The organism is Haloferax elongans ATCC BAA-1513 (genome assembly GCF_000336755.1).
In the GTDB taxonomy this organism is placed as follows: domain Archaea; phylum Halobacteriota; class Halobacteria; order Halobacteriales; family Haloferacaceae; genus Haloferax; species Haloferax elongans.
The window spans coordinates 1-16567 of the sequence record NZ_AOLK01000011.1; the positions used below are offsets into that span (position 1 = coordinate 1).

16 protein-coding genes and 1 pseudogene are annotated in these 16567 nt (G+C 62.4%); 11 read left to right on the forward strand and 6 right to left on the reverse strand.

The window, feature by feature from the left end; all coding sequences use genetic code 11:
- Window positions 1-117: 117 nt before the first annotated feature.
- Window positions 118-1260: a thiamine ABC transporter substrate-binding protein gene (locus C453_RS02280; RefSeq protein WP_008322447.1), complete on the reverse strand. Its 1143-nt coding sequence runs from the start codon at window positions 1258-1260 to the stop codon at window positions 118-120.
- Between the two features lie 126 nt (window positions 1261-1386).
- On the opposite strand from C453_RS02280, the gene C453_RS02285 reads away from it, so the two are divergent.
- On the forward strand, window positions 1387-2475 hold the full coding sequence (locus C453_RS02285) for an AI-2E family transporter (RefSeq protein WP_049907472.1): 1089 nt from the start codon (window positions 1387-1389) through the stop codon (window positions 2473-2475).
- A 3-nt stretch (window positions 2476-2478) separates the two neighbouring features.
- Here the strand turns inward: C453_RS02285 and C453_RS02290 are convergent, their stop codons facing one another.
- Window positions 2479-3255 carry a sulfurtransferase gene (locus C453_RS02290; RefSeq protein WP_008322452.1) on the reverse strand — a complete coding sequence of 259 codons (777 nt, stop codon included), beginning with the start codon at window positions 3253-3255 and terminating at the stop codon, window positions 2479-2481.
- Between the two features lie 252 nt (window positions 3256-3507).
- On the opposite strand from C453_RS02290, the gene C453_RS02295 reads away from it, so the two are divergent.
- Window positions 3508-4368, forward strand: coding sequence for a sulfurtransferase (locus tag C453_RS02295; protein ID WP_008322453.1), 861 nt, complete (start codon window positions 3508-3510; stop codon window positions 4366-4368).
- 61 nt (window positions 4369-4429) lie between these two features.
- On the opposite strand, the gene C453_RS02300 is transcribed toward C453_RS02295, so the two are convergent.
- A complete protein-coding gene (locus C453_RS02300) occupies window positions 4430-5857 on the reverse strand; it encodes a short-chain fatty acid transporter (protein WP_008322454.1) in 1428 nt (475 codons plus the stop codon).
- 183 nt (window positions 5858-6040) lie between these two features.
- Here C453_RS02300 and C453_RS02305 point away from each other — a divergent pair, with 183 nt between their 5' ends.
- Window positions 6041-6640 (forward strand): hypothetical protein, encoded by a 600-nt coding sequence (locus C453_RS02305; RefSeq protein ID WP_049907512.1) that lies wholly within the window; start codon window positions 6041-6043, stop codon window positions 6638-6640.
- A 167-nt stretch (window positions 6641-6807) separates the two neighbouring features.
- Here C453_RS02305 and C453_RS02310 read toward each other — a convergent pair whose 3' ends face one another.
- Window positions 6808-7077, reverse strand: coding sequence for a DUF7553 family protein (locus C453_RS02310; protein WP_008322461.1), 270 nt, complete (start codon window positions 7075-7077; stop codon window positions 6808-6810).
- An 89-nt stretch (window positions 7078-7166) separates the two neighbouring features.
- On the opposite strand from C453_RS02310, the gene uvrB reads away from it, so the two are divergent.
- The 5 genes from uvrB to C453_RS02335 all read left to right on the forward strand — a co-directional run bounded on the left by uvrB (window position 7167) and on the right by C453_RS02335 (window position 12107).
- On the forward strand, window positions 7167-9245 hold the full coding sequence (uvrB, locus tag C453_RS02315; protein ID WP_008322463.1) for an excinuclease ABC subunit UvrB: 2079 nt from the start codon (window positions 7167-7169) through the stop codon (window positions 9243-9245).
- Between the two features lies 1 nt (window position 9246).
- The gene (locus C453_RS02320) at window positions 9247-9645 is read left to right on the forward strand and encodes an NUDIX hydrolase (RefSeq protein WP_008322466.1); all 399 of its coding nucleotides are present in this window, start codon (window positions 9247-9249) and stop codon (window positions 9643-9645) included.
- Window positions 9646-10057: 412 nt separating this feature from the next.
- Complete coding sequence (locus C453_RS02325) at window positions 10058-11149, forward strand: sulfite exporter TauE/SafE family protein (RefSeq protein WP_008322468.1); 1092 nt, start codon at window positions 10058-10060, stop codon at window positions 11147-11149.
- 128 nt (window positions 11150-11277) lie between these two features.
- Complete coding sequence (locus C453_RS02330; protein ID WP_008322470.1) at window positions 11278-11715, forward strand: universal stress protein; 438 nt, start codon at window positions 11278-11280, stop codon at window positions 11713-11715.
- Window positions 11716-11828: 113 nt separating this feature from the next.
- Entirely contained in the window at window positions 11829-12107 is a 279-nt protein-coding gene (locus tag C453_RS02335) for a hypothetical protein (RefSeq protein ID WP_008322471.1), read from the forward strand.
- Between the two features lie 213 nt (window positions 12108-12320).
- Here C453_RS02335 and C453_RS02345 read toward each other — a convergent pair whose 3' ends face one another.
- On the reverse strand, window positions 12321-13514 hold the full coding sequence (locus C453_RS02345; protein ID WP_008322473.1) for an SPFH domain-containing protein: 1194 nt from the start codon (window positions 13512-13514) through the stop codon (window positions 12321-12323).
- Window positions 13515-13662: 148 nt separating this feature from the next.
- Here C453_RS02345 and C453_RS02350 point away from each other — a divergent pair, with 148 nt between their 5' ends.
- Both C453_RS02350 and C453_RS02355 read left to right on the forward strand, forming a co-directional pair.
- Window positions 13663-13857, forward strand: coding sequence for a DUF7554 family protein (locus tag C453_RS02350; RefSeq protein WP_008322474.1), 195 nt, complete (start codon window positions 13663-13665; stop codon window positions 13855-13857).
- A gap of 73 nt (window positions 13858-13930) precedes the next feature.
- Entirely contained in the window at window positions 13931-14428 is a 498-nt protein-coding gene (locus tag C453_RS02355) for a 2'-5' RNA ligase family protein (protein WP_008322475.1), read from the forward strand.
- A gap of 35 nt (window positions 14429-14463) precedes the next feature.
- On the opposite strand, the pseudogene C453_RS02360 reads toward C453_RS02355, so the two are convergent.
- A pseudogene (locus C453_RS02360) lies at window positions 14464-15835 on the reverse strand (cytochrome P450).
- A 141-nt stretch (window positions 15836-15976) separates the two neighbouring features.
- On the opposite strand from C453_RS02360, the gene C453_RS02365 reads away from it, so the two are divergent.
- Window positions 15977-16567, forward strand: a complete 591-nt coding sequence (locus C453_RS02365; protein WP_008322483.1) for a methyltransferase family protein — start codon at window positions 15977-15979, stop codon at window positions 16565-16567.

Sequence of the window (16567 nt, forward strand, 5' to 3'; positions counted from 1 at the left end):
GTCGCGACGGGGTAGTAAAACAGAACGACGAGGATGACGGCAGTCGCCGCGGCGACGACGGAGAGCAGTCGCTGTTCGAGGTGGCGGGCGACACGGCGACTGGCCGTGCGGACCACCTTACTTACTGGCGAACTCGCGGGCCCACTCGTCGGTCCAGCCACTCAAGTTGCCTTGAAGGCGGTCGTAGGAGAACGTGACGGCCTCCGGCGGCTCGTGGGCGTACTTGGCGAACTCTTCGGGGAGTTCGGCCGTCGTGGTTGCCGGGAACGCGACGTTGCGGACCGCGATTTCGGCCTGCACTTCGGGGCGGAGCATGAAGTCCATGAACTCCGAGGCGAGGTCCGGGCTTGCGGCGTCGGCGAAGGGTGCCATCCCCTCGGGGTTGGCGAAGCCCTGGTCGTTCAGGAAGCGAATCTGGTGCTTGGCCATGTCAGCGCCCGACTCGTTGGCGTACACCTGGTCGGTCGAGTACGACACGACCATGGGTGCCTCGCCGTTCGAGTAGGCGGTGTAGGAGTCAGACCAGTTGCCGAGGACGCGCACGTCGTTTTCCTTCAACTCGGCCCAGTAGTCGAGGTAACCGTCTTCGCCCTTCGCGTCGATGGTGTGGAGCAAGAACGCCAGCCCCGTCGCCGACGACGTGGGGTTTTGCGCGAGAAGTGCGCCTTCGTACTCGGGGTCGAGGAGACCGTCGAACGTCTCGGGTGCGGTGAATTTTCCGCCTTCGCTCTGCGTCTCGTCGTAGACGAGCGAGATGTACCCCGTGTCGTAGGGAACCGCGCGACCGTCGGGGTCGAATTCGAGTTGTTCGTTCACGTCGCCGAGGCGGGAGAGTCCCTCGGCGGGGGCGAAGAGCGCGTCGTCGAGTTTCTCGTCCACGCGGACGAGCATCTGCGCGTCGAGGCCGACGTAGAGGTCGGCACCGGACTCGACCCCACGAAGGGCACGCTCGATGTAGTGATTCACGCCCGCGTCCGGGGTCTGCCACTCCAGCGTCGCGTCGAACTCGGATTCGAACTGGTCTTTCAGCCATGGTCCGGGACTCGTACTGGGCGCGTCGACGAACGAACCGTAGGTCCCGACGACGAGCGTCTGGTCTTCGCCGCCGACCGTCGTTCCAGTCGAACTCGTCGTCTCAGTCTGCGTCGAACCACCCGAATCGGTGGTCGTCTGTTCGGTCCCACTACCTCCAGTACATCCAGCGAGAAGCGCCGATACACCTGCTGCACCGGCAGATTTGATAAAGGTGCGTCGTCTCATTACTTGGTTGTTGCACTCTGTGGTATTTAACGCCCGTGATGTCGGCCTCATTGAATATTAAGACAAATTGTCACGTCTGTCGCGTGCGACGATACGGTTTAGCCGGTTGCAAGAGTAGTCACACATGTGACTAATTCCCGTCCATACGTCCTCGGCGGTGTGCTTGCATTGACCGCGATTGCCGCGGCAGTCATCCTCGTAGACGTGCTCGCGACGGTGTTTTTCGCTATCACGGTCGCCTATCTCCTCATCCCGCTTCGTCGCCGTCTCGAAACACTGGGAACGACTCGGTGGGTGTCGAGCGTCATCGCAACGGTTGCCGCCGGAATCGGCGTCGTCGCCGTGCTCTCGCCGCTCGTCATCATCTTCTTGCTCCGGTTGGACGTGCTTCTCGAACTCGCTTCTCTCGTTCCCGACACCATCTCGTTCGAGCTTTTCGGCGTGACGTTCGTGGAGACAGTCGAAGAGATTCGAACGGTCGTCTTCTCGGTACTTCGGTCGGTCGGGCAGTCGGTTGCGACGGCCGCACCCGTCTTACTCATCAAACTCACGCTCGCTGGATTTCTGGTGTTCGCGTTGCTCCTCAGCGGTGACTCCGTCGGGAAAACGTTGCTCGCGCTCGTCCCCGAGGAGTACCGCTTTGCGGCCCGCGCCCTCAACGCTCGCTGTCGCGAGACGCTCTTTGCAATCTACGTTTTACAGGCTGCGACTGCTTTCGGGACGTTTTTCATCGCGCTCGCGGTCTTCTGGGCGCTCGGCTACACCTACGTCATCACGCTCTCGACTGTCGCTGCAGTCCTCCAGTTCATCCCCATCGTCGGGCCGAGTTTCTTGCTCGCCGGGATGGCTATCTACCATCTTGCGGTCGGAGAAGTCGTCGCTGCGGTCCTCGTCGTCTTCGTCGGCGGGTTCGCCATCGCGTGGCTTCCCGACATTCTCATTCGCCCCAGACTCGCAAAGGAGACGGCCGACCTCCCTGGAAGCCTCTATTTCGTCGGGTTCGTCGGAGGGCTGCTGAGCCTCGGTCCAATCGGCATCATCGCGGGGCCGCTCGTCGTCGCGCTGGTCGTCGAGGCCGTGAACCTCCTCGGGGACGAACTGAACGTCGAAGACGAGGCTCCCCCGGCGACGTCGACGCCGACGCTCTCTGACTTCTCAACTTCCGCCGAATCGACCAAGGACTCGGCGACGGACTCGACCGAGGTTGGAAACTGACCTCTACTCCTCGACGATTCGGCCGTCGCGTGCTTCCCACTCGGTGAGGCTCCCCTCGTAGAATTCGACGTGCTCGTAGCCGAGGTGCGAGAGGACGACGTAGGTGTGGCTGATTCGCCGCGCCGTGTTGCAGTAGAGGACGATTCGCCGGTCGGGCGTAAGACCGGCGGCGTCGAGGATGGCGTCGAGTTCTTTTCGGGGTTTCAGCCCGCGTGTCTCGTCGTCGACGAGTTCGCGCCAGTCGAGGTTGACCGCGCCGGGGAGGTGCCCGTCGTCGAACTCGTCGGGGTCGCGCGTATCCACGATGACGACTTCGTCGTCGTCAAGCGCGGCATCGACCGTCTCGAAGTCGACCAATGGCGATTTTTCGGGGTCGGTCACGTCGTAGGTCGCTTCCGGCAGGTCACTCGCCTCGCTCGTCGTCTCGTACTGTTGGTTCCACGCGCTGAAGTCGCCGTCGAGCAGGTGCAGTTTCTCCGGGTCGTGACCGTAGAGAAGTGCGGTCACGAGAAACCGGGCCGCGAAGACGCCGTGCATGTCGTCGTAGGCGACGATGTCGTCGCCAGCCGAGATGCCCGCCGCAGAGAGCAGGTCCTCCCATACGTCGCGTCCCGGGAGCATTCCCACGTCGCCGTCGGCGCTCCGGAATTCATCGAACGGAATCGACGCCGCACCGGGGAGGTGGCCGATACCGTCGAACTCCCACGCGTCTCGCACGTCCACGAGGCGAACGTCGCCGAGTCGGTCGGCGAGCCACGCCGCAGAGACTACGTCTGTCATATCGACTCCTATTGGGGCCGTGGATTTAGGTGCGTGCCTCTTCGCACCCCTCGCCCCGTGTCCGAAATACCGGACGATGTTGCCGATGGTGTCGATTTACCCCCGAAAACCAGCTGTATCAGTCGGAATCGGTGCGAAAAACGGCCGATACGGCTGGCCTTACGCGGCAATATTTTCCCCATCACCGGGGGTGAGGCCGTACGTGCCGTCGCTGTGAAAGTTATGGGGAAGGCTGTCGTACAGTGAAATGCGATGTCAAACTCCGATTACGCGAAGGACGTACTCGTCTCTGCGGACTGGGTGGAGGACCACCTCGACGACTTCCAGAGTGACGACCCGGCGTACCGACTCGTCGAAGTTGACGTGGACACCGAGGCGTACGACGAGAGTCACGCTCCCGGTGCCATCGGCTTCAACTGGGAGTCCCAACTGCAGGACCAGACGACGCGTGACGTGCTGACGAAGGAGGACTTCGGTGACCTTCTCAGCTCCCACGGTATCTCCCCGGACTCGACGGTTGTTCTCTACGGCGACAACTCCAACTGGTTCGCCGCCTACACCTATTGGCAGTTCAAGTACTACGGCCACGAGGACGTTCGTCTCATGAACGGTGGCCGCGACTACTGGCTCGACAACGACTACCCGACCACGGACGAAGTCCCGTCCTTCTCGGAGCAAGACTACACGGCGAAGGGTCCGTTCGAGGACATTCGCGCCTACCGCGACGACGTCGAAAAGGCGGTCGACAAGGGCCTGCCGCTCGTCGACGTTCGCTCGCCCGAAGAGTTCTCCGGCGAGATTCTCGCGCCCCCGGGACTCCAGGAGACCGCCCAGCGCGGCGGCCACGTCCCCGGTGCAAGTAACATCTCGTGGGCCGCGACGGTCAACGCTGACGGTACCTTCAAGTCCGCCGACGAACTCCGCGACCTCTACGCCGACGAAGGCATCGAAGGCGACGAGTCCACCATCGCCTACTGCCGCATCGGCGAGCGCTCGTCTATCGCGTGGTTCGCGCTCCACGAACTGCTCGGCTACGACAACGTCACCAACTACGACGGCTCGTGGACGGAGTGGGGCAACCTCGTCGGTGCCCCGGTCGAGAAGGGCAACTGAGCGCGACTCGACTTCAGTTCGCGTCGAATTCGACGCTTCGATTCTTCGGTTCTTTTCGCGGCTACATCGGCAACACGCTGATTCCGACAGCGACCAGCACGCCGGTTCCGAGTAAGACCATCACGCAGTAGCCCATGATGTCGCGGACCGACAGGCCACTGATGGAGAGCAGCGGAATCGCCCAGAAGGGCTGAATCATGTTGGTCCACGCGTCACCCCACGCGGCGGCCATCGCGACCCGCGGAATCGACGTTCCAGACGCCTTCGCGGCGGTGACGAGCGTCTCGCCGATAACTGCCCATTCGCCGCCGCCCGAGGGGACGAAGAAGTTCACGAGACCGGCTGTGAAGAACGCAATCACCGCCAGTGCTCCCTCGGGTGAGACGGCGACCATCCCTTGTGCGATTTGCGTCGCCAGACTCACTGACTCACCCGGCGCATAGGCCATGATTCCCATGATACCCGCGTAGAAGGGGAACTGCAGAATGATTCCCCAGACGTTCTCGACTGCCTCGATAATGGACTCGACGTAGGCTTTGGGTGTTCCGTGAAGCGTCAAGCCGAGAAAGAGGAACGCGAAGTTGACGATGTTCAGATTGAGGTTGTTCCACGGCATCGTCCCGTTTGCGACTCCCTCGACGAAGTAGAGGCCGACCGCGACGAGACCAGCCAGACCGATACCGACCGCGACGACTGTCGAGTGTTCGATGCGCGTCGCGAGCGTCGCGTCGGCACCGAGCGTCGCCGACGCGGTCGAACCGCCATCGGCCGCTGCATCCAGCTCCTCGGGGTCGATGGGTGTCTTCTTCGCGTCCGATTTCGGGTACATCAGCGCGAAGAGCGCCGGGAGAAAGAGGAAGCCGACCGTGACGACGAGCACGAGGTTCGCCACGGTGAATATCGTCCCACCTGTCCCGAACGTCGAACTGAGAACGCCCGCTTCGATGAGGAAGTTGCCGTCGGTGTTCAAAAGCAGCGGAATCGACCCCGCGAGGCCGCCGTGCCAGACGACGAACCCGGCGTACGCCCCCGCGACGACGATTGGGAAGTCGATGGTGCGGACCTCGGATGCAATCTTCCGGGCGAACAGGGCTCCGACGACGAGGCCAAGTCCCCAGTGGACGAACGACGCCGCCGCAGCCACGACGGGAACCATCGCCGCGGCACCGCGCTCGGAGTTCGGAACCCGAGCCAGTCTGGTCAGCAGTGCATCGACGTGCCGCGTCTGTGCGAGCGCGTAGCCGGTCATCAAGATGAGCGTCATCTGCATCCCGAACGAGAGCAGGTTCCAGAAGCCACTGTACCAGCCGTCGATGAGGAGGTTCTGGGCGTGGCCAACCATTCCGGCTCCGTCACCCGGAGCGACGAAGACCATCGCGAGCGCGTATGCGACACCCGTGAGGATGATTGCGAACAGGAACGCGTCGGGGAGGTAGCGCTCGACCAATCTCGAACTACTCTCTGCTGCTGACCTGATAACGTTCGACATGCTACAGAATACCTCACGAATAAACATCACATAATGTTTTATATTCTGACCCATCGGCCGCCGTCGAAAGGCCGAATCGGGCGACTGGGACAACACTTCCACGTCTCCCGGGGCATCACAGACCACCCGCCGAACTCGCCGCCGCCGATGGGTACAAACCCGAAACGGACGTACACCCAACACATGTCAGACCTTCTCGATACGCTCCGCGACGACCACGAGACACCGCTTTCCCGCCTCGGCTCTTCGAAAGCCCTCTACGCCGTCACCGGCGGTGAGATGGAGGGCGACGCGGTTCGCGCCGCGGCCGCTGCCGAGGCGGACGCCGCCGCCGACCTGTTCGACTGGTGGTCCGACGACGAACCGAACGACGAGGCCGCCGCGCTGTTTTCGGACCTCGCCGACACCGCCGGCGAGCACGCCGCCGCCGTCGATTCCGACCCAGCGGACACCAAGCCGAACGTCTACGACGTGCTCTCGGAGTTCGAATCGACCGACGGCCGCCTCGGTGGCGCGCTCGCCCGCGCGCTCGTCTCGCTGAAGACCGTCGAGCAGATGGTCGGGTTCTTCGTCGGCGACGCGGACCCGATGACTGCCAACGACTTCCGCACGCTCAAGTCTGACCTCAACGACCAACTCGACACCATCGAGGCCGCTATCGACGACCTCGTCGAAGACGAGGCTGTCGCCCGCGAGGCTGCCGATGCAGTGGTCGAAGCGGCCTACGACGAGTACGTCGAGACGCTGGAAGGAATGGGAATCAAGCCGAAGAACGTCTGCTAAGCTCTTTTTGTCGAAGTTCTTTGGCCATCTAAGTCGGCCGTGTCTCTGTACACAGCTTCCTGTGTCAGTCCCTCTTGTTCCAGTTGAAACGAAGGGGTGTGTCTGCCGAGCGTCAGACGCTCGCTATGTCTGTGGAGCGTTTCAGCCACCGAACTGTCCGTTGTCGCTCAGACGCCCGGAACGTCTTTGCGGTATTCGAGGACTTCTTGTCGTGCGTCGCGCACCGTCTCGGCAACGTCGCCGTCGAGTTCCTCGGCGAGGTCGTGGAGCACAGTCATGTGGCGGGCGAGACGACCGTGGTCGGGCCCTTGGTCACGGGTCGCGAGTTTCGCCAACTGGTCGGACTGCTCGTAGAGTTGTTCCTGTACGTCGCCGTCGGTCGCTTCGGCGGCTTCTTTGAGCAACATGCTCGCGCGTTCGAGTTCCTCGCGTGTCATGTCGTACTGTACGACCTAGCGGGGGAAAACGATTCCCACGGTGACAAGCACCGCCTCGCTCAAGTACGCCCCGGCCCAACGTCGGGGCAATGAGTGAGTCCGGTCCCCTGTCCGCCGACAGACCCGACGCAGAGCGCGAATTCCGGGTCGATGCGCCCTTCGACCCGGCGGGCGACCAACCCGAGGCTATCGAGGCGTTGGCCCGCGGATTCCGCGAGGGTGCCGACGTCCAAACCCTGCTCGGTGTCACCGGTTCCGGCAAAACGAACACCGTGTCGTGGGTCGTCGAAGAGATACAGAAACCGACGCTCGTCCTCGCCCACAACAAGACGCTCGCCGCCCAACTGTACGAGGAGTTCAAGAATCTCTTTCCCGACAACGCGGTCGAGTACTTCGTCTCCTACTACGACTACTACCAACCTGAAGCCTACATCGAACAGACCGACACCTACATCGACAAGGACATGTCGATAAACGAGGAAATCGACCGCCTGCGACACTCTGCGACTCGGTCGCTTCTCACCCGCGATGATGTCATCGTCGTGGCCTCTGTCTCGGCTATCTACGGACTCGGTGACCCGACGAACTACACCGACATGGCCCTCCGCCTCGAAGTCGGCGAGCAAATCGACCGCGACGAACTCCTGCGGCAACTCGTCGACCTGAACTACGAGCGCAACGACGTGGACTTCCGACAGGGGACGTTCCGCGTCCGCGGCGACACCGTCGAAGTCTATCCGATGTACGGCCGCTACGCCGTCCGCATCGAGTTCTGGGGCGACGAAATCGACCGCATGCTGAAACTCGACCCGCTGGAGGGCGAGGTCAAGTCCTCCGAACCGGCAGTGCTCGTCCACCCGGCGGAACACTACTCGATTCCCGAGGACCAACTGGAGGACGCCATCTCGGAAATCGAGGCGCTGATGGAAGACCGCGTCCGCTACTTCCAGCGACAGGGCGACCTCGTCGCTGCCCAGCGCATCGAAGAACGCACCACCTTCGACATCGAGATGTTACGCGAGACGGGCCACTGCTCGGGCATCGAGAACTACTCGGTCCACCTCTCTGACCGCGAATCGGGCGACGCCCCGTACACGCTCCTCGATTACTTCCCCGACGACTTCCTCACTGTCGTGGACGAGTCGCACGTGACGCTCCCGCAAATCAAGGGCCAGTACGCTGGCGACAAGTCCCGAAAGGACTCGCTGGTCGAAAACGGCTTCCGCCTCCCGACGGCCTACGACAATCGCCCGCTGACGTTCGAGGAGTTCGAAGAGAAGACCGGCAAGACGCTCTTCGTCTCCGCGACGCCCGGCGATTACGAGCGCGAGCACTCCGAGCAAATCGTCGAGCAAATCGTTCGCCCGACCCACCTCGTGGACCCGAAGGTCGAAGTCACCGAAGCGACCGGGCAGGTCGACGACCTGATGGCTCGTATCGACGAGCGAATCGACCGCGACGAGCGCGTCCTCGTCACCACCCTCACGAAGCGGATGGCCGAAGACCTCACCGAATACCTCGAAGAAGCGGGCGTCGACGTGGCGTACATGCACGACGAGACCGACACGCTCGAACGCCACGAACTCATTCGGTCGCTCCGCCTCGGCGACATCGACGTGCTCGTCGGCATCAACCTCCTCCGGGAAGGGCTGGACATTCCCGAAGTCTCACTCGTCGCCATTCTCGACGCCGACCAGCAAGGCTTCCTGCGCTCTGAGACCACGCTCGTCCAGACGATGGGACGGGCCGCCCGCAACGTCAACGGCGAGGTCGTCCTCTACGCCGACGAGATGACCGACGCGATGGAGTCGGCTATCTCCGAGACGCAGCGTCGTCGTCGCATCCAGCAGGAGTTCAACGAGGAACACGGCCACACCCCGACGACCATCGACAAGGAAGTCGGCGAGACGAACCTCCCGGGGAGCAAGACCGACACCCGCGGCATCTCCGGCGACGGCCCCGAGGACGAAGAGGAGGCCCGCGAACAGATTTCCTTCCTCGAAGACCGGATGCAAGAGGCCGCAGACAACCTCGAATTCGAACTGGCGGCCGACATCCGCGACCGGATTCACGACCTCCGCCGCGAGTTCGACCTGCAGTCGCTCGACGACGGTATCGAACCTGAGGTCCCCGACGACGACAGCCTCACCCCCCCGGACGAGTTCTGACGTGAACACTGACACTCCAACACTCACTTTCGCCGCTGGCGGCCTCCTCCGCCGGGACGACGGTGCGCTCTGTCTCGTCCACCGCCCGCGCTACGACGACTGGTCGCTCCCGAAAGGAAAGCTCGAACCCGGAGAGACGCTGGCCGAAACCGCCGTGCGCGAAGTCCACGAGGAGACGGATTGCACAGTTGACTGCGGGCGGTTCGCTGGGCGCTACGAGTACGCGGTCGACGCCAACCCAAAGGGCGTGTTCGTCTGGCATATGCAACTCGCTGAGGAGCATCCGTTCGACTCAGACGACGAGGTGGACGCTCGCGCGTGGCTCCAGCCGACCGCAGCACTCGACCGACTGACGTACGAAAACGAGCGCGAACTCGTTCGACGAGCCATCTTCGACTGATACAGACTGTGGGTCGAAGCACACGTTGCCACCTTTTCGACGCGCGTCGGTGTGGTGACTGTACCCAAAACCTGTATCGTCATCAAGACTTATTACCCCGACCTCGCTATGCCACTTCCACCGTGACCCGCAACTCGGCGGACGAGCCCGTAGGACACGACGTACACCACCTCTTTCCCAAGGGAGGCATCACGTAGATGTTCCCGACAACGGCACGTTGGTCGCTCGACATCTCGGGAAACGACTTCACTCCGGCAGCGCCGGCGTGTGAGTCGGCTACCCCTTCGGACACGGTGGTCGGTCGCACGTGGTGCGACGACTCCGCTGACGATTCGGCATACGGCTCACTTCTATCGCGTCGCTCCAACAGAGCAGGCGCGAACAACACTGCGTAACTGACTCAACGAGAACCATGAGCACTCAGTCTCTCAGTCACGTCCAGAAGTCGTTCCTGAAGTATCAACACATCCTCGTGTTCATCGCACCACTGCTGTTCCTCACCGCCGTGTTCACCATCGCGCCGACGCCGTCCGGCGCTGGCACGGATTACTGGCTGCAGTACTGGTGGTTGTTCCCGGTGTTCCTCACCGGTGCGACTATCGTGAACACGGTCGGCATCAGCGGGTCTGCTCTGTTCGTCCCGTTCCTCATCTTCATCTTCCCCATCTTCGCCAACCCCCTCGAACCCGCGCAGTTGGTGAAGATTGGCCTCATCAGCGAAGCGTTCGGCCTGTCGAGTTCGGCCATCGCGTTCATCCAGTACGGACTCGTCGACCGCCGACTCGCGCTCACGCTCGTTGCAGGGTCCATCCCGTTCGTCGTCGGGGGCGCGCTCCTCTCCTTTATCATCCCGGAGGTCGTCTTCCACGCGCTTCTCGGCATCGCGCTCCTCGCGGCGTCCTACCTGCTTTTCAACACCGACCTCGCCCACGAGGAACCCGGTTCCAGCACCAGTTCTAATTCGGACCACGCCACTGCCACCGATGGCGGTGCAGTTTCCGACCTCCCGAACGACCCTGGCAAGCTCGGTCCCGCAGGCGTTCGGACGGCCGACGACGGAACTGTCACCCGTGTCGACCGCGAAGGCGACGACTACCGCTACACGCGCGGTGGCTACCTCCGTCGCTTCGCCAACTACAGCATCGGCGGCACCTTCCAGGGACTCGCTGGATTCGGTGTCGGTGAACTCGGCATCATCTCGATGCTCAGCACGAAAGTCCCCGTCCGCGTCGCTATCGGGACGAACCACATCGTGGTCGCGCTGACTGCCATTCTGGCATCGCTCGTCCACGTCTTCGGCGGCGGTCTCGTCGGCGGGCACTCGCTGTCGCTCGCCAGCACGCACTGGAACATGGTCGTCTTCACCGTCCCCGCGACGGTCCTCGGCGGCCAAATCGCCCCGTACGTCTCGAACGCACTCGAAACTGAGACCATCAAGAACTTCGTCGGCGTCCTCTTCGCCATCATCTCGCTGGCGCTGTTCCTGATGGCTGCCGGGTTCTAACCGCCGCGAACCCCGGCGACCCGGTTTCAGCCCACCCCACACCGGCATCGCTTTTCCACTCGAACAATCTTCCAACACACTCGGAATCACCCAAACCGACTAACTATCCGTAGCTCTGCCTTCGACACATGTACGAACACATCCTCCTGCCGACCGACGGAAGCGACGCATCGAGCGCTGCAATCGAACACGCCGCATCACTCGCCGAGACGTTGGGCGCGACCGTGCACGTCCTCTCGGTCGCCGACTCCCGAAACCGGTTCGAGAGCCCGTCCGGCGGCATCGCGCCCGACGTGTGGCGCGAGTCAGAACTCGACCGCGCCGAGAAGGCGGTCGAGGCGGCGGCCGACGCACTCCCGGACGACGTCGCAGTCGAGCGTGTCGTCCAGGAAGGCATCCCACATTCGGTCATCACCGACTACGCGGCCGACACCGACGTCGACGCAATCATCATGGGTACCCACGGCCGGACGGGTATCGACCACTACCTCATCGGGAGTGTCGCCGAGCGCGTCGTCAGGTCGTCTCCCGTGCCGGTGATGACGGTTCGCGCTGACGAAGAATAGCTGGATTCGGCGCCGACCCACCAACCAAGCGTTCTCAACTCTTCTTCTGAGAACAGGGTTCAGTACCCACCACTATGACAAAGTATTCATTCTAAAAAATTGTCAATTGTGGCATGGGGTTGACTATCGAACGGCGGTCCACTGCTGGCCTCCTCGCTATCTGTTGCGGGCTTATTTCTACACTCGTCGCTGTGGAGGTCGTTGGTGGCGACCTCTCGTTAGAAGGAATGCCAATCGTGTATAGCCTTCTGGGACTGTCGGTAGTCGGAACTGCAGTGACGAGTTGGTACGGCACGACCGACTCGTGGAAGTCCGTGCTTCTGTACGCAGTATTGACGTTTGGCAGTTCGTTTACGCTGTTCGTCTATCTGTTCGCCAGAACGACTGCTTGATGACAATTGGTTGCTAAATGGGGCGTACGTTGATCTCTCTGGTCTCCAAGAAAACGAAGCTAATTATCGTCGGCTTAGTGACGGCGTCCCTCTTTCGAGCGATGGACCCACAGCCTCCCTTTTCGAATAACTGGATTCTTCTCGGAATCGCGGGAATACTCAGTAGCGCATATCTCTGGAAGGTCTATCGTGAGTACCAGTCGGTGCCCTGACCTACGATTCGGTCTGGGTCTCGACTCCGCCGTCTTCGATTTCGATGTCGACGGCGTCCGCGGAGATGTCGGCCGTCTCGTCCAGTTCGAGTTCGCCGAGAATCTCCTCGATATCGTCCAACCCGAGTAACTTTCGGGTCTCCGCGTCGAAGTCCTTGCTCTCCAGTCCGTCGGCCTGCTGCACGTCGGACCCGGTCAGGCCTTTTCCGTAGCGACCAAGCAGCGACGTGAGTTCCTGCGGGAGCACGTAGGTCGTCGACGGCGAGGTGCCGATGTTCGCCAGCGACTCCATTCCTTTGTCGATGATGGCGCGTTCGCCCATCGACTCGGCGGCGCGGGCGCGGAGAACGGTCGAGATGGCGTCACCCTGCGCTTCGAGAATCTGCGACTGCTTTTCACCTTGCGCGCGGATGATGTTCGACGACTTCTCACCTTCGGCCTTCTCGACGGCGGAGCGGCGTTCACCCTGCGCTTCGAGAATCATGGCACGACGACGGCGCTCGGCGGAGGTCTGTTGCTCCATCGCGTTCTCGACGTCCGCGGAGGGTTTCACCTCGCGAACCTCGACGGATTCGACACGGACGCCCCACTCGTCTGTGGGTTCGTCGAGTTCCTTGCGAATCCGGGCGTTGATGTGGTCCCGTCGCGCCAGCGTGTCGTCCAGTTCCATGTCACCGAGCGCGGCCCGGAGCGTCGTCTGTGCGAGCAGTGAGACGGCTCGGCGGTAGTTGTCGACTTCGAGGAAGGCGCGCTCGGGGTCCATCACGCGGATGTAGACGACGGCGTCGGCAGTCACCGGCGAGTTGTCCTCGGTGATTGCCTCCTGTGTGGGCACGTCGAGCGTCTGGGTCCGCATGTCGAACCGATAGGTCTTCGAGATGAACGGCGGGATGATGTTCAGCCCCGGTTCGAGGATGCCTTGATACTCTCCGAAGGTGGTGAGCGTCCGCTTTTCGTACGCCTGTACGATTTCGACCGCGTCGTACACCGCCGCGATGGCGAGCGCGAGAACGACGTAGCCGGCGAGTGTGAGCGGCGTCACGGGGAGGGCGATGACGGCGGCACCGAACGCCAGCACCGCGACTGCGAGGGGACCAACCCAACGCGGGACGCGGGGCGGACCGCTTTCGACTTTCGTCGCCGACGACGATGTCGACGTCGAGAGCTTCCCGAGTTGGTAGAACAGACTATCCATGTGAGGTGGTAGCATCGGCGGCGACAAAAACTACCCGCCTGTCGGCGTCGGAATCGTGAGATGTTTCGGGATTGTCTCGGCGTTGGCACTGGCGCACTGCGCCAGTGTGGCCACCAAGTATTTGCCTCCGTCCGTTCGACCCCCGACCATGAGACCTGACTACGGCGGTATCGAAGTCGAAGACCTGTTGAAACTCGTGTTAGTTCTCGCCGTCGTCTGGCTGGCACTCGAAATACTTGGGGAGGTACTCGGCCTGTTTACCGCCCTTCTCGGGCCATTCCGGCCGATTCTCGGTTTGGTCGTCGTCGTCCTCATCGTCCTCTGGCTCCTCGACCGAATCTAACACCCGTGTGAATTAGATGACAGAAATTGTCGGACGTCGATATCCATTTGTATCTTTCGTGTGAAAAACGGTCGTGTACAGTCTGAACGTCCCGATTCCGGGACAGGTTGCACGGGTCGCGTCCGACCTCTTCCCGTACCTCGCTCCGTTCGACCGGGTTCGCGACCGTCACACGCTGGTCTGCAAGCGCTTCGAGGAGACCGACTACGACCATCTTCGGACTCGTCTCCACGAGGCACTTCGAGGAGCGCCCGCCTTCGAGGCACGCATCACGGGCGTCGAGTACTTCGAAGACCCGCCTCGTGGAAGTGCGCCCGTCGTCTATCTCGCCGTCGAGAGTCCGGGACTCCTGTCGCTGCACGAACGCCTCGTCGACGAATTCGGCGCTGTCGACGGACTCGAAGGCGACGACTACACCCCGCACGTGACGCTCGCCCGCGGTGGTTCTATTGCAGACGCCCGGTCGCTAGCTAGCCACGACATCGACCCCGTCGAGTGGACCGTCTCGCAACTCGACCTCTACGACGCCGAGTTCCGCGAGACGGCGGCGTCGATTTCGCTTCCAGCCTGAAACGGGTTTTTTGGGGAGTCGAGGTCGAGACTGAGCTACGGCTTCTCGCGCGCCTGCAGTCGCATCCCAATCGGTTCCTGCGGGTGCATCGTCAGCGACCCGCGAAGCGAGAACGGTTCGTCGCGGATGTATTCGAGTTCGTATCGCTGCGCAATCGTTCCCATAATGAGACGACCTTCGAGTAGCGACAGGTGTTTGCCGATACAGTGACGCGGCCCGCCGCCGAAGGGGAAGTACGCGAAACTCGGTCGGTTGGCGGCCCGCTCGGGCGTCCAGCGGTCTGGGTCGAATTCGAGCGGGTCGTCCCACCAGCGCTCCGAGCGGTGGACAACCCACTGTGGGAGCATGAGCGCCGAGCCCTCGGGGATGCGATAGCCACCGATTCGAACGTCGATTTTGGGTTCGCGGAACATCACGTACACCGGCGGGTACAGCCGCATCGCCTCGTTCAGGACGCGCTCTGTGTACTCCAACTGCCGCACGTCCTCGAAGGTGGGCGTGCGACCGCCGAGCACTTCGTCCACCTCGCGGTGCAGTTTCGCCTCCGCGTCGGGATGCTGCGAAAGCAGGTACCACGCGTACGTGAGCGTCAGCGCGGTAGTGTCGTGGCCCGCCAAGAGCATCGTCATCAGTTCGTCGCGGAGGTTCTTGTCGGTCTGTTCGCCGCGGTCGTAGGCGCGAAGGAGAATCGACAGGAGGTCCATCGGCTGGNGAGTCGTCGGCGACCGACGACGCCGGGCCGGGTCCGTACTCGGTCCCGCGGCGCTCCTCGACGAGGTCCCAGATGATGTCTTCGAGCACCGACAGCGCCTCCTTGTACTCGCGGTTCTCTCTCGTCGGCACCCAATCGGGCGTGAGGAACCGAATCGGGTCGGGTTCGAACCGGGCACCCAGCGGTTCGAGATGCTCTTGCAGACGGCGGATTCGCTCGTCGTCGAGGTCGCTCCCGAACATCGCGTCGACGATTATCTCGACGGTCAGTCGAGTCATCTCCAACTGGATGTCCACCACGTCGCCGTCGTGCCAGTCGGCCAGCATCGACTCGGTTCGGTCGGTCATCATCCCCGCCATAGTCGAGATACGGCGCATGTCGAAGGCTGGCTGGGCGAGTCGACGCTGTGTTTGCCACGTCTCGCCCTCGCTCATGAGGAGACCGTCACCGAGCAAGTCGCCGATTGCTTGGTCCTGAAACTGCGGTTTTCGGAACCGCGACGCCTCGCTCACGAGCACCCGCTCGATGTCGCGGGGGTTCGTGAGCATGTAGGTGTCCAGCGGTCCGAGGTCGAAGTGAATCACGTCGCCGTAGGCGTCCGCAACCGCCGTCAGGAAACTAAACGGGTCGCGGGCGTACTGCCGACTCGCGCCGAACAGCGGGACGCCTTTCGGTCCGGGAGGGGTCGCACTCATCGGGTATGTGTTGGTTCGAAGAGGTAAGAACCACACGGCGGTACCGGGGTGCTTGCGCGCCACCGGTTCGGTCCCGCATATAAAAACCGCCCCCACGAGTGCGGCAGCGGGCGTATTTCGCAGACTCGTCTACGAACCGCTATGGAAGTTCTTTCGACCCTCTCGCTGGTCGCGTTCGTCGCAGGCCTGTTGGCCGCTGGCGGAGTCTACCTCATATTGGCAGTCACGCTCACCACGGACCGACAGTGGTGGCCACCGGGCGACAAGACGTGGGCGTACCACCTTCACTGGTCGCTCGTCGGCGTGTTCAACGTCTCGACCCTCCTCGTCGCGATTCTCGAGTGGAATACGTGGCTCTTGCCGCGTCCGTCCTCGCTCGTCGTCGGAGGACTCCTCACCGCACTCGGTGCGGGCATCTTCGTCCGCGGGGCCAACGTGATGCAGTCCGACGAGGTTCGCGGCGTCACCGGCGACCTCTACACGGGCGGTCCCTACGCCTACAGTCGGAATCCGCAGTACGTCGGCATGATTATCGGAACCGCCGGATTCGCGCTGCTTTCGAACGCGCTTTTCGTCACGGTGCTCGCCGCGGCGCACATCGGTTGGGTCTTCCTGCTGCCCGTCGCTGAAGAGCCACACCTTCGCAACGAATACGGAGAGGAGTACGAACAGTACGTGACACGAGTCCCTCGCTTCGTCGGGCTGCAGACGGTTCGAGAACTCGTGAACTGA